The 13,407-nt window shown below is 68.9% G+C and carries 13 protein-coding genes; 2 read left to right on the top strand and 11 right to left on the bottom strand.

The window, feature by feature from the left end; translation table 11 throughout:
* Nucleotides 1-14: 14 nt before the first annotated feature.
* Entirely contained in the window at nucleotides 15-1,355 is a 1,341-nt protein-coding gene (locus A6745_RS15915; protein ID WP_082853107.1) for an amidase, read from the top strand.
* A 24-nt stretch (nucleotides 1,356-1,379) separates the two neighbouring features.
* Here A6745_RS15915 and A6745_RS15910 read toward each other — a convergent pair whose 3' ends face one another.
* Together A6745_RS15910 and A6745_RS15905 are read right to left on the bottom strand one after the other, a co-directional pair.
* On the bottom strand, nucleotides 1,380-2,180 hold the full coding sequence (locus tag A6745_RS15910) for a GntR family transcriptional regulator (protein ID WP_066129079.1): 801 nt from the start codon (nucleotides 2,178-2,180) through the stop codon (nucleotides 1,380-1,382).
* Nucleotides 2,181-2,407: 227 nt separating this feature from the next.
* Nucleotides 2,408-3,157: an IclR family transcriptional regulator gene (locus A6745_RS15905; RefSeq protein ID WP_066129076.1), complete on the bottom strand. Its 750-nt coding sequence runs from the start codon at nucleotides 3,155-3,157 to the stop codon at nucleotides 2,408-2,410.
* Nucleotides 3,158-3,282: 125 nt separating this feature from the next.
* Here A6745_RS15905 and A6745_RS15900 point away from each other — a divergent pair, with 125 nt between their 5' ends.
* A complete protein-coding gene (locus A6745_RS15900) occupies nucleotides 3,283-4,797 on the top strand; it encodes a CoA-acylating methylmalonate-semialdehyde dehydrogenase (RefSeq protein WP_066129072.1) in 1,515 nt (504 codons plus the stop codon).
* 70 nt (nucleotides 4,798-4,867) lie between these two features.
* Here A6745_RS15900 and A6745_RS15895 read toward each other — a convergent pair whose 3' ends face one another.
* From A6745_RS15895 to A6745_RS15855, 9 genes are all read right to left on the bottom strand, one after another.
* Nucleotides 4,868-5,749, bottom strand: coding sequence for a LysR substrate-binding domain-containing protein (locus A6745_RS15895; protein WP_066129069.1), 882 nt, complete (start codon nucleotides 5,747-5,749; stop codon nucleotides 4,868-4,870).
* A 127-nt stretch (nucleotides 5,750-5,876) separates the two neighbouring features.
* Nucleotides 5,877-6,713 (bottom strand): amidohydrolase family protein, encoded by an 837-nt coding sequence (locus tag A6745_RS15890; RefSeq protein WP_066129066.1) that lies wholly within the window; start codon nucleotides 6,711-6,713, stop codon nucleotides 5,877-5,879.
* A gap of 70 nt (nucleotides 6,714-6,783) precedes the next feature.
* Complete coding sequence (locus tag A6745_RS15885; RefSeq protein ID WP_066129063.1) at nucleotides 6,784-7,470, bottom strand: fumarate hydratase C-terminal domain-containing protein; 687 nt, start codon at nucleotides 7,468-7,470, stop codon at nucleotides 6,784-6,786.
* Complete coding sequence (locus A6745_RS15880) at nucleotides 7,440-8,399, bottom strand: fumarate hydratase (protein ID WP_066129059.1); 960 nt, start codon at nucleotides 8,397-8,399, stop codon at nucleotides 7,440-7,442. The genes A6745_RS15885 and A6745_RS15880 overlap by 31 nt, the downstream gene beginning before the upstream one ends.
* A gap of 48 nt (nucleotides 8,400-8,447) precedes the next feature.
* Nucleotides 8,448-10,223, bottom strand: a complete 1,776-nt coding sequence (locus A6745_RS15875; protein WP_066129056.1) for an L-aspartate oxidase — start codon at nucleotides 10,221-10,223, stop codon at nucleotides 8,448-8,450.
* Nucleotides 10,224-10,225: 2 nt separating this feature from the next.
* Nucleotides 10,226-10,573 (bottom strand): succinate dehydrogenase, cytochrome b556 subunit, encoded by a 348-nt coding sequence (sdhC, locus tag A6745_RS15870; RefSeq protein WP_066129053.1) that lies wholly within the window; start codon nucleotides 10,571-10,573, stop codon nucleotides 10,226-10,228.
* Entirely contained in the window at nucleotides 10,570-10,905 is a 336-nt protein-coding gene (locus A6745_RS15865; RefSeq protein ID WP_066129052.1) for a succinate dehydrogenase, read from the bottom strand. Before A6745_RS15865 ends, sdhC begins: the two co-directional genes overlap by 4 nt.
* A gap of 3 nt (nucleotides 10,906-10,908) precedes the next feature.
* Nucleotides 10,909-11,667 (bottom strand): succinate dehydrogenase/fumarate reductase iron-sulfur subunit, encoded by a 759-nt coding sequence (locus A6745_RS15860; protein WP_066129050.1) that lies wholly within the window; start codon nucleotides 11,665-11,667, stop codon nucleotides 10,909-10,911.
* 56 nt (nucleotides 11,668-11,723) lie between these two features.
* Nucleotides 11,724-13,370 (bottom strand): thiamine pyrophosphate-binding protein, encoded by a 1,647-nt coding sequence (locus A6745_RS15855; RefSeq protein WP_066129049.1) that lies wholly within the window; start codon nucleotides 13,368-13,370, stop codon nucleotides 11,724-11,726.
* Nucleotides 13,371-13,407: the final 37 nt, after the last annotated feature.

Below are 13,407 nucleotides of genomic sequence, written 5' to 3'. Positions count from 1 at the left end.
GGAGCCTCTCCATCATGACGACTTACCGCAGCGCGACCGAAGCACAACTGGCACAAGCCCGGCAGTACAATCCCGAGCTGTGCATCATGACCCACATCACGGCGGACGAGGCGCTGGCCGCCGCCGACCGCGCGGACCGCGCCACCCAGGCCGGCGACACGCTGGGCCTGCTGCATGGCATGACGATCTCGGTGAAGGACAACATCGATACCGTGGGCCTGGCCACGACCGCGGGCGCGGGCTTCCTGCGCGACAACCTGCCCGCCGAGGATGCTCCGGTCGTCGCGCGCCTCAAGCGTGCCGGCGCCGTCCTGGTCGGCAAGGCCAACATGGCCGAGCTGGCCTTCGGCTCGCGTTCGTTCAGCGCGGTGGGCGGCCAGTGCCGCAATCCCTGGGACGCCGCGCGCATTCCCGGCGGTTCCAGCGGCGGCTCGGCGGCCAGCATCGCCGCCGATTTCTGCACGGGATCGCTGGGCACGGACACGGGCGGCTCGGTGCGGCTGCCCGCGTGCTTCAACGGCGTGGCGGGCCTGCGTCCGACGCATGGCCGCGTGCCCATCCGCGGCGTGGTGCCGGTGAGCGAGCAGCACGACAGCGTCGGCCCCATGGCGCGCCGCGTCACCGATCTGGCGCGCATCTATGCCGTCATCGCGGGCTATGACGACGCCGATCCCAATTCCGCCGACCAGCCCGTCGGCAATGTCCTGGCCAGCCTGGGCGATGGCATCGCGGGCCGCCGCATCGGCCTGCCGCGCCAGCACTATTTCGAGAGCCTGGAAGCCGGCGTGGGCGAGGCCGTGATGGCCGCCGCCAAGGTGCTGGAAGCCGCTGGCGCCATCCTGGTGGACGTCGACGTGCCCATGGCCGCGCAGACCCACCTGCACCAGACCAACATGGTGTTCTCGGACGTCTGCAATGTGTTCCACGAGCGCCTGACCCATCAGCCGGAAACCATCACGCGCGCGGTGGTGGACCGCATGAGCACGGGCCTGAAAGTGACGGGCGTCCAGTACGCGGAAGCCAACCGCTTCCGCCGCGAATGGCAGCGCAAGCTGAAGCAGTTGTTCGACGGCATCGACATCCTGCTGTCGCCCACCTCGCCCGCCACCGCGCCGCTGATCGAAGACGGCGCTTCGCTGCTGGAGGCCACCAAGGCCGTGACGCGCAACACCTATGCCGGCGCGCTGGGCGCGATTCCCGGGCTGTCGGTGCCTTGCGGCCTGGGCGCCCACGACATGCCGATCGGCCTGCAACTGGAAGCCGCCTGGTGGAACGAAAGCCTGCTGATGCAGGCGGGCGTGGCCTATCAGGCGCGGACGGACTTTCATCTGCTGCGCGCACCCATGCTGCGCTGAGCGGGCCGGGCAGGAACCCGGGACTCAATTTCCGGGAAAGGCCTCGGCGGGCATGGGTTGCCCCGTGCGCCGCAGCTTGATCTCGAACTGGAAATTCGCGGCGGGATAGAGATTGGTGGAGGCTTCGATGACCTTGCCATTGGCCAGGCGATAAATGCGCTCGACCGAAATCACGGTCGAGCGTTTTTTCAGTTTGAGCCGCCGCGCCACATATTCGGGCACTTCGACGGCGCGCATGGTCTGGGTGACTTCGTCGACCTGCGCGCCGTACAGTTCCTGCACCAGTTCGTGGATCGGCCGCGTGTCCTTGCCGATCAGGCGCGCCACCTGCGCATAATCCGCATGCAGGTAGAACTCGGTCCAGGACACCGGATTGGCCGGTTCGTCCTGGTAGCGGCAAGCGCGCATGCGCAGCCAGCGCGCGCCCACCGCGCTGTCCAGCCGCCGCGCCTGCGCCTCGTCCAACTCGACCATTTCGCTGTCCACGATGTCCCAGCGGCCCAACGCATACTGCACCAGATCGGCGATGGTGCCGGTACGGTGCACGTATGTCTGCGGGTTGTCGTCGGGATGGATCACCGTGGTGCCCGAGCCGCGGCGCGAGGTCACCAGATTCTGCGCGCGCAACTCACGCAAGGCGGCACGCACGGTGTGGCGGCTGATGTCGAACCGTTCGCACAGTTCATTCTCGGTGGGCAGTTGGCTGCCGATGGGGAATTCGCCGCGCAGGATGGCTTCACGCAGCACCGCGACCACGCGCTGGTAAAGCGGCAGTCCGGTATTGCCGGACAAGGAATTGGTCGTGGCCGACTGCGTTTTTTTCATACGGACGAGACCTGCCGTCGGCTGCGCCAACAACAATAGCGGGTAAACCGGGATTATACGTTTCGAGGCTTGCCTGAAGCTTGCCGGCGATGCGGCGATTATCTATGCAACCGCGTATGTGTCGCGCCGGATCGGATGCCGGGGCCAATGCCGGCGGTTTTCTCCGGAGACATTCCGCAGAGGCAGGACCGCCGTGCATGAATAATGCCGGAAAAAGCCCGCCCGCCTCAGCCCAGCGACAGCCGCCGCGCCAGATTCACGATGCCATCCTGCAAGGCCCGCCGTCTGGCCGCATCCACCGTCGATTTCACCACGCTGACCGCCACGCCCGCCACGGGCTGGCCCCGCGCATCGCGCACCGCCGCGCCCAGGCACAGCAGGCCTTGCGCGGTTTCTTCGTCGTCGGTGGCGTAACCCTGCGCGCGCACCCTGTCGAGTTCGCGCGCCACATCATCCGGTCCTGACAGGCTGTGCGGCGTCAGGGCCTCGTAGCGCAGCGCCGCCACCCGCGCGGCGCAATCGGCTTCGTCCAGCAGCGCCAGCATGGCCTTGCCCGAGGCCGTGCATTGCAGCGCAATGCGCACGCCCGGCTTGAAATTGACCGACAGGGGCTTGCTGCCAGGCCGCGTGGCCACGTACAGCACGTCCACGCCGTCGACCACCGACAGCATGGCGGTCTCGCCTTCGAGCGCGGCCTCGCTTTCGACCAGTTGCAGGAAGCGACCCACGCGTTCGTTCTGCTGCGAGAAGCCGGTGGCCCAGGGCAGCACGCGCGAGTCCAGCCGGTAGCCGCCGTTGTCGGGCCGGATGGCGCCTTCGGCCACCAGCGTATGGATGAGGCCGTGCGTGGTGCTCTTGGGCAGATCCAGGAGGCGGGAGAGATCGGCGATGCCCAGCGCGCGGGGACTGCCCGCCAACGCATCGAGGATGGCGAACGCGCGCACGACGGCCGGCACTTTACTCGCGGTATCGGTCATGGTACTTTTGTTCTGGATTATGAACGTCGTTCAGTATATTGAACGATCATCTATCGGTCAACAGGCGGATCACGAGTCCTGCAGCCGATCCGCCTTTCCTCGCACGAGCATCGAAGGAGCAAGCCATGCCGCAGGCATACGCGCACCAGGGCACGCTGGGTCACTACATCAACGGCCGCGAAGTGGCCGGCCAGAGCGGCCGTGCCGCCGACGTCTTCAACCCCGCGCTGGGCCACGTCGCCCGCCAGGTGTCGCTGGCCACCAGCGCCGAAGTCGAAAACGCGGTGGCCGCCGCCAGCGCCGCCCTGCCCGGCTGGTCCAGCACGCCGCCCATCCGCCGCGCGCGCGTGCTCAACCGCTTCCTGGCCCTGATGAACGAGCGCCGCGACGAGCTGGCCGCCATCATCACGGCCGAGCACGGCAAGGTCTTCAGCGACGCGCAGGGCGAAGTCATGCGCGGCATCGACGTCGTCGAGTTCGCCTGCGGCATTCCGCAACTGCTCAAGGGCGACTACACCGACCAGGTCTCCACCGGCATCGACAACTGGACGATGCGCCAGCCGCTGGGCGTGGTCGCAGGCATCACGCCCTTCAACTTCCCTTGCATGGTGCCGTGCTGGATGTTCCCGGTGGCGCTGGCCTGCGGCAATACCTTCATCCTCAAGCCCAGCGAGCGCGATCCCTCGGCCGGCCTGTTCATGGCCCGCCTGCTGACCGAAGCCGGCCTGCCCGACGGCGTGTTCAATGTGGTCAACGGCGACAAGGAAGCCGTGGATGCCCTGCTGCACCACCCCGAAGTCGAGGCGTTGAGCTTCGTGGGTTCCACGCCTATCGCGCAATACATCTATCAGACCGGGGCCGGCAACGGCAAGCGCGTGCAGGCGCTGGGCGGCGCCAAGAACCACATGGTGGTCATGCCCGATGCCGACCTGGAGCAGGCCGTCGACGGCCTGGTCGGCGCGGCCTACGGCAGCGCGGGCGAACGCTGCATGGCCATTTCGGTGGCGGTGCTGGTGGGCGAGTCGGCCGACCGCATCCTGCCCAGGCTGGCCGACCGCGCCCGCTCGCTGGTCATCAAGAACGGCATGGAAGCCGACGCCGAAATGGGCCCCATCGTCACGCGCCAGGCATTGGAACGGATCGAGGGCTACATCGCGCGCGGCATCGAGGAAGGCGCTGAGCTGGTGGTGGACGGCCGTGGCCTGAAGGTGCCGGGCCATGAAGAGGGCTTCTTCACCGGCGGCACGCTGTTCGACCGCGTCACGCCCGACATGGTGGTCTACCGGGAAGAGATCTTCGGCCCGGTGCTGTGCTGCGTGCGCGTGCCCGACTTCGCCGAGGCCGTGCGCCTGATCAACGCCCACGCCTACGGCAACGGCGTGGCCTGCTACACCCGCGACGGCAACGTGGCGCGCGAGTTCGCGCGGCAGATCAAGGTGGGCATGGTCGGCATCAACGTGCCGATCCCGGTGCCCATGGCCTGGCACGGCTTCGGTGGCTGGAAAAAGAGCCTGTTCGGCGACATGCACGCCTATGGCGAGGAAGGCGTACGCTTCTACACGCGCCAGAAGTCGGTGATGCAGCGCTGGCCGGAAAGCATCGGCAAGGGCGCGGAGTTCGCCATGCCGACGGCGAAGTAAGGGTGAGCGCGCCGCCGCCGACGAGAACGCCCGCTTCGTGAAGCGGGGCAATTCCATTCAGGCGTGCAACTCACTTCCGCGCCTTCGGCGCCGACACCGTCCGCAGCGCCTGCAGCAGCCTCTGCGAGAAATGCGCCCGCGGGTTGTCCCGAGGCATCAGCAGCCCCAGCTTGCGCATGAGGGGCGGATCGCCGAACGGCACCGTGCGGATGGTGGCGGGAAACTCGTTGGCCACGCCGCGATTGGGCACGACCGACACGCCCAGCCCGTTGGCCACCATGGCGATCACGCCTTCGACCGAATCGATTTCCATGGACGAGGCCACCGGCAGGCCGCGCCGCTCCATCTCGGCATGGACCATGCGTCCCACGCGCGCCATGCGGTTGAAGCGCACATACGGGTTGTCGCGCAGCAGCGCCTGGTCGGTATCACCCGCGGCGTCCTTGTGCGCGATCACCACCATGGGCTCTTCGAAGAAGGCGTGGAACGCCAGGTCGCCCCGGCTGACTTCGGGTTCGGTCACCACCGCCGCGTCCAACTGGCCATGGAATACCGCCATCTCCAGCTCGTGCGTCAGGCCCGTGGTCAGGCGGATCTCGATGCCCTGCCCGTGCTTCTGCAGGTGGCGCAATGCCAGGGGCAGCACGCCCGACACCGAGGTATGCACCGCGCCCAGCTTCAGCACGCCGCTGGCGGCATCGCGCTTGAGGCTGTCGCTCAGGCTCTCCCAGTGCGCGATCAGGTCGCGCGCGCGGTCGATCAGGTTCACGCCGCTGGCCGTCAGCACCGGCGGACGCCGGGTGCGGTCGAACAGCACGATGCCCAGCTCGTCTTCCAGCGCGCGCATCTGCATGCTGACCGCCGACAGCGACAGGCCGATCGCCTTGCCCGCCTCGGCGAAACTGCCGTGGTCGGCGATGGCCACGAGGGTGTACAGGGTCTTGACGTCCATGGGGCTCCGGGTTCGGCGGCCCGCGAACGGCTGCCGGGGCACGTGTGCGGGCGATTGTAGACGAGCGTGTCCTGGCGACGGTCCGCGCCGCACGGACCCGCGGCGCGATGCCGCGGGCCATCGGCGCTCACAGCCCCAGCAGGCGCCGCGCGTTGCCGGCCATCACCTTCTCGCGGTTCTCGGGACGCAGCGGCAGCGTCTCGAACCACTCCCGGTAGCCCTGCACCGGGCAGAACGGAAACGAACTGGCGTACAGCATGCGATCGGCCAGGAACCCGTCGGCCGCGCGCACATATTCCTCCCAGCCCGGCATGCGCGAGAAATACATATCGGGCGACAGGTACAGATTGGGCCGGCGGAACGCGATGTGCAGGATCTCGTTCACCCAGGGCCAGCCGCCGTGCGCCACCACCACCTTCAGCAACGGGAAATCGGCCAGCACCCGGTCGGTGCGGATGGGATCGGAATAGCTCAGGTCCGGGCCCGCCGTGCCGCCCACCATCATGATCACCGGCACCTGCCGGTCTTCGCAGTGCGCGTAGATGGGATACAGCCTGCGGTCGTCCGCGTACATGGGCACCGGGTACGCGCCGGGTTCGATATTGATCAGCTTGAAGCCCTGCTCCAGCGCCCGGTCGATGGTGTCGCAGGCGCCGCGCCGCGAGGTCGGATCAATGGAAGCCGCGCCGATGAAGCGCGGGCCGTGCTGGCGCATGATGCCCAGCACATCGTCGTTGGCGACGCTGCCCAGCGTACCCGCCAGCCGGCCGACCACCACGCCATGGGCCACGCGGGCGCGGTCCATCTCGGCCAGCAGCAGGTCCATGGACTGCCGCTGCGCGGCGGGAGACGGCTCGAAGCCCACCGTGCGGGTGAAGCCGTCGCGGCGCTCGCCGGCGTTGTACATCAGGGTGTCGAGGAAGCCGCCCACGGGCGGGCGCAGCCTGAAATCGATGATCTCCATGCGGTCTCCTGTGCTTTCGGATGAGCCGGGGCCTCACGGCACCGGCCCCGGGGCTCGCGCCGGACAGGCGCTACATCACTTCCTTCTTGCGATCGTCGGTCTCGCCGTAGCGGTGCAGCGCGGGCGGTCTCAGCCCGGCGTACAGCGCGTCGATGCCGGCATTGACCTGCTCGCCATGCCGCTGGAACAGCGAATTGCCCGCCACGTCGCTCTCGACGATGAAGGGACCGAAGTCCTTCACGTCGAACATCCACATGGCCTGCGCGATGCCCAGCTCGTCCAGCCAGTGCACCTCGCGCACGCGCTGGATGCCGCGCCCCAGCAACGCGCCGGTGCCGTAGCCCACGGTGGTCAGGTAGACCGCGCCGTGCGGCACCATGACGCGCGCATAGTCCTCGTGCGGCATGCCGCCCTTGCCGATGACGATGCGCGTGCCGGTCAGTTCCAGCCAGCGGTCCATCCACTTCGAGAAGCGGAAGCTGGCCGTGGCGGTGACGGCGCCCACGTTGTAGCCGCCACGGCCATCGGGCGCGGCCGCCGGCGAGCAATGGAAGTTGACGTTGCTGACGGCCCGCAGGTCCGCGGGCAGCGGCACGCCGTCGCCCAGCACCTTCTGGTAGACGCCTTCGCGCGCCGTGTAGACCGTGCCCGTCATGTACACCACCGAGCCGATCTCCAGCCTGGCGATGTCCTCGCCGCGGGCGGGCAGGTCCAGCCGGAACACCTTCAGATCGTCACTGTCGTTTTGGTCGGCCATTCGACTGTCTCCCTGCGCAGGTAAGGCGTGAACCATTGCGGATCGGTGCGGTACTCGATGCGTCCGTCCGCGTGGATGCGCGCCGTCGCGCGGCGCGACGACAGGCAGAAGGTATGCATGCTGACGGGCATGCCGCCGGTGTGCGTGTAGCCCACCTCGATGTGGCAGTCCACCACCATCGACGAGCCCACGAAGCCCATGGCGCCCATGCCGATGGAATTGCCCAGCTTCTTCAGCTCCAGCTCCAGTTCGGCGATGCGCGGATCGGGATTGCGGTCGCCCACGATGCGCAGGCAGGCCGCCTGCTTGCCCAGTTGCATACAGGTGTCCTTCGAGCCCCCGATGCCGATGCCCACGATGGCCGGCTGGCAGGCCAGGCCCCGCTTGCCGAAGGCGATCAGGCCATCCAGCACGAAACGCTTGATGCCGTCGATGCCGTCACCCGGAAACAGCATGCGGTAGTCGGTGCCGAACAGGCCGCCCTTGTGCACGGTGGTGATATCGATCCAGTCCGCGTCGGGCTCGAAGGTCCATTCGATCTCGGGCGCGTTGATGCCGACATTGTTGTTGTGCTCGGTGCGCCACAGCGGATGCACCCGGTTGGGCCGCAGGGGCACGTCCACCGTGGCGCGCGCCGTGGCCCAGCGCAGCGCGCGCTCCACGGCCACGAAGCCGTTCTCCACCCGGGCCTCGTTGCCCACCTTCACGTAGTAGCGCGGCAGGCCGGTGTCGGCGCACATCGGGCGGCGGTCCTTGCCCGCGGCCTCCCAGTTCTCTTCCATGGCATGCAGGACGAAGCGGGCCAGCTTGCCGGTCTCCGCCTGGCGCATCTGCTTGATGCCGCGCTCGTAGTCTTCGGGAATGTCGATGGCCGCGCGCGACATGATCTCGTACGCCGCGGCTTCGACCCTGTCGATGCGGATGCTCATCGTGGTCTCCTTCGTCATGAATCCGGGGCGTTGCGGCCCCGGGGAATATCAGGCCACCCGGGCCTGTGCGGCGGCGGGACCGGGCACGAACTGCGTGCCCGCCTCGTCCTCCAGCAGCGACTGGCCGGGTGAAACGATGTCGAACGACACGGGCACCAGTTTCAGGTCCAGCGCGCCGTCCGCGTGCTGCGAGACCTGGGTGTAGCGGCTGCCCGCCAGGTCGCCGGTGTCGGGGAAGTCTTCGCGGAAATGCGCGCCGCGGCTGTCCTCGCGGGCCTGCGCCGCCGTGGCGATGACGCGCGAGATCGTGGTCAGGCTGTCCAGGTTCAGCCAGTCGTGCCAACTGAGGTTGAAGCGGCGCTCGCCGTCCAACACGCCGGCGTCGGCCAGGGCCCGGGCATGTTCGGCCAGCTCGCCCATGCCGCGCGCGATGCCGTCGCGGGTGCGCAGCACGCCGACCTGGTCCCACATGGTGCGCGACAGGGCCTCGCGCAGCGGCAGCGTGGGGCCGGCCGGCCGCGAGAACGGGTACTCGGCCCGCGCGATGCCGGCGTCGATGACGCGCTCGTCCGGATCGCGCCAGGGCGCGCCGCCGCGCACGAAGGCCGCCATCGAGTCCCCGGCGATGCCGCCGAACACCGTGGAATTGGCCACGCCATTGCCGCCCAGGCGGTTGGCGCCGTGCACGCCGCCGCAATCCTCGCCCGCCGCATACAAGCCCGGCGACGCGGTGGTGCAATCGACGTTGAACTCGACGCCGCCCATCAGGTAGTGCGCCGTGGGCACGACCTCGACGCGGCCGCCGGCCAGGTCGAAACCGCAGTCGGCGCAGCGCTGCACCATGCCCGGGAAGGTCTTGGCGACCTTCTCGCGGCCCAGGTGGCTCATCTGGATGTAGACGCCGCCCATGGGACTGGTGCGCCCGGCGCGCATCTCGGCGTAGATGCCGCGGCTGACCACGTCGCGCGTGGCCCGTTCGCCGCGGGTGTCATAGTGCTGCATGAAGCGTTCGCCGGCGCCGTTGATCAGGTGGCCGCCCGCGCCGCGCAGGCCCTCTTCCAGCACCGTGCCCGTCATGCGCGTGTCCGGTCCGCCCAGCAGGCCGGTCGGATGGAACTGAACCATCTCCATGTCGCGCAGCTTCAGGCCATAGCGCAGCGCCATGGCCAGCCCATCGCAGGTCTTCTCCCCCGAGGGCGTGTGATACAGGTACATGGTGGGCCCGGCGCCCGTGGCCAGCAGCACCGCGCGGGCCTGCACGAAGCGGTAGCCGCCGTCGCGCATGTCGATGAACAGCACGCCGGCGATACCCGAGCCGTCGCGTGCCGGCACCAGTTCGATGGCGCGGTGTTCTTCCATGCGGCGCACGCCCGCCCCGCGCACCTGCTCCATCAGCCGGTTGATGATCTCGATGCCCGTCAGGTCGGACTTGTGCACCGTGCGGTCGAAGGTCTGGCCGGCGAACGCTTTCTGGTGCAGCGTGCCGTCGGGATTGCGGTCGAAGAAGCAGCCGATCTCGTTCTCCAGCTCGCGCACCCGCTCGACCGCGCCCACCACCAGCCGCCAGGCCAGATCCTGCCGGGGCAGCCACTTGCCGCCCGAGATCGTGTCCATGAAATGGCGCTCGATGGAATCGCCCTGGGCCAGCGCCACGTTGTAGCCGCCCTGCACCATGCGGGTACAGCCGCTCTTGCCCATCAGGCCCTTCACGGCCACGGTCACTTCCAGCGTCGGGTCGGCCTGGCGCGCGTGCAGCGCGGCGAACAGCCCCGCGCCGCCCGAGCCCAGCACCAGGATGTCGGTTTTCGTGCGTTCGATACGCATGCTCAGAACACTCCCATCAGAAAGGCCACGCCGACCACCATCGCCAGCCCGGTTCCCCAGCCCACCCAGCCCAGCCGCGCATCGCGCGGGTCACGCCAGGGCAGGAACTCCAGCACCAGCAGCCGCAGGCCGAAGGCCATGTGCATCGTCAGCAGCAGCACCAGGCCCCACTCCGCCACCTTCACCAGCGGCAGTTCGGCAAAGGCCAGGAAGCGGTCGAGGCGGGCCGCGCCCTCCAGCGCCAGGCCCAGCGCCAGGAAGTGCAGCGGCAGGAATACCGCCAGCAGCAGCCCCGACACGCGATGGCCGATGAATGCCCAATATCCCTTGTGGTTGCGCGCGGACTTCATGACAGCCACCCGCCCACGGCGGCCACGGCGCGCAGGCCCAGCGCCAGCAGCGCCACGCCGAATGCCGTGCAGACCAGGCCGGCGGCGCGCCGGCCCAGCCCGGTCCACTCGACCAGGACGTTGCGCACGCCGATGGGCGCATGCACGGCGGCGGCCACCACGAACAGGGTGTAGAACGCCAGCCAGTACGGATTGCCCTGCGTGCGCTGCAGGATCTCGCCGGCGGTCAGGCCGCCGCGCACGGCATAGAGGATCAGCCCCAGGTGCACCAGCACGAACGGCCCCATCACCATGGCCGACAGCCGCTGGGCGACGAACAGCAGGTTCTCCATCGCTCAGTCCCCCTTGAAGAATTCCAGCAGCGCGCGCTTCTTCAGCCCCGCGATGCTGCCGGTCGGGCTCAGGCCCACGGGGCAATGCGTCATGCAGCTGCCTTGCGTATGGCAGGAATTGCAGCCGCCCTGGCCGGTGGCCTGCTTGATCAGGCCCTTGATGTCGGCATGGCGCTCGTCGTTGACCAGGCTCCAGGCGCGGTTCAGCGCGGCCGGACCCAGGTAGTCGCGGTCCCACTGCACCACGTCGCAGGCCGCGTAGCACACGCCGCAGTTGATGCACTCGATGGCGGCGTCGGCCTGCTTGCGCTTGCGGCTACCGGGATCGATGGCCGCGGGCGGATCGGCCCGCGTGGCCGTGCCGATGAAGCGGCCGCCGGCCTTGAGCCACTTGTCGAAGAACTCGGTCATGTCCACGACCAGGTCCTTGATGCGCGGCATGTTGCGCAACGGCTCGATCTGGATCACGCCGTCCTTCTGCACGCGGCTGACGTGGCTGCGGCAGGTCCAGCGCGGCTTGCCGTTGACCGTCATCGCACAGGAGCCGCACACGCCCACCCGGCAGGAGAAGCGGTACGACAGGCCGGGTTCGATGCGCCGCTGGATCTCGGTCACCACGTCCAGCACGGTCTGGTTCTCGCGCCAGGGCACGTCATAGGCCACGAACTCGCCCTCATCGGCGCCGCGCCAGATGCGCACCTTCAGCATTTTTGGCGCGAGTTCGTCCCTGCCGGTCGATGCCGGCACTGTATCTGTCTCCATCTCTACCCTCGATGTGCTGGTGGGGGAAGCGCGGCGCCGCCGCGTCGGTCAGCCTGTCAGTGCGGGCCCTTGGCGGCCACGCCCGTACTGGCGAAGGACGGCGCTGCCTGGCCGTCCATGCGGATGTCCAGGCAGGCCGGCTTGCCGCTGTTGACGGCGGCTGCCAGCGCCTGGCGTAGATCGTCCAGGGTGTCGGCATAGCCGCCGTGTGCGCCCAACGCCTGCGCGGCCTGGTCATAGCGCGCTGCGGCGCTGAGCTGGCAGCCGTACAGGCGGTCGGCGCCGTACTCGCGCATCTGGATGACGTGCTCGGCGTTCCAGCGGGCATCGTTGCCCACCACCGCCACGAAACGCGCGCCTTCGCGGGCGGCGGTCTCGAACTCCGACAGATGAAAGCCCACCGTGCCGTCACCCATCAGCGTGAAGATGGTGGCGCCGGGCCGCGCCAGGCTGGCCGCGATGGCATAGCACAAGCCTCCCCCGATGGCGCCCGACACTCCGTTGATGACGCGCGTGGGCGCGTGGCAGAAAGCCTGCGCCCATTGGCCGAATTCGCCGCCATCGCAGATCAGGATCGGATCGTCGGCCTGGTCCAGCGCCCTCTGCACCTCGCCGCAGATGGCCTGCGGCAAGAGTTTTGCCGCATCGGAGGAGCCGCCCGCGCCGGCCGCCAACTGGCGTGACGCGATGGCCGCCTCCACGCGGGCCAGCCAATCGCCGCGCGGCGATGGCGCGGCGCCCGCCTGGCACAGCGCCTGCAAGGCGGCGTCGGCGTCGGCCTGTGCGTGCTCACGCAGGCGCGGCCCCAGGCCCTCAATGGCGCGTTCCAGCAGGGCGGCGTCGGGATCGACCACGATGACGCCCGCCTCGGCATGGAACGACGGCGTCTTGCCATGCGCCACCGTGAAGTCCAGCGGCTTGCCCAGCAGCAGCACCAGATCGGCCTCGGCCAGGCAGCCGGCGAACGTGCCCAAAGAGGGATCACGCAGGCCGCGCGGGCTTTCCATGGGGATGATGGGCGCCCGCAGGGTTTCCCGCGCCGCCTCCAGCAGCGCCGCCGCGCGGCTGGCATTGAGCATCGGTCCCACCAGCACCAGCGGGCGCTGCGCCTGCGCCAGGCGCTGCGCGATGGCCCGCGCCTGTTGTTCCGGCAAGCCGGTGCGCTGGCGCGCGGGCGCCTCGGGACATGGCGAGCCATCTTCCTCCACCGCTTGCTGCAACAGGTCGAAGGGCAAGGCCACGTGCACCGGACCCGGCCGGCCCGACAACGCGGTCTGCATCGCCTCGGTCACGTCGCGGTCCAGCGCCGCCGCCCGCGTGGGCCGCAGCGATCGCTTGACCAGCGGCCGGGTGATCTCGATCTGCGCCAGTTCCTGGAATGGCCCCGTGCCATCGGCCGACAACGGCGAATCGCCCGACAGCACCAGCACCGGGCTTTCCGCCATGCGGGCGGAATACAGCGGCGACAGGCCATTGGTGATGCCGGGAGCGGCCGTCAGCAGGGCCACGCCGACCTGTCCCGTCAGTTGCGCCCAGGCGTCGGCCATGTGCACGGCAGCGGCTTCGTGGCGCACGTGCACGATGCGGATGCCCGCGTCGATACAGGCGTCGTAGATCGGCATGATCTGGTTGCCGGACAGGCTGAAGACGGTCTTGACGCCGGCACGCGACAGTGCTCGGGTGACCAGGTGTGCTCCTGACATGCGTTTGTGGCTCCGACGATGGCGGGCCGCTCGACAG

The organism is Bordetella ansorpii (assembly GCF_900078705.1).
In the GTDB taxonomy this organism is placed as follows: domain Bacteria; phylum Pseudomonadota; class Gammaproteobacteria; order Burkholderiales; family Burkholderiaceae_B; genus Bordetella; species Bordetella ansorpii_A.
This window is presented reverse-complemented; position numbering and strand designations above follow the sequence as displayed.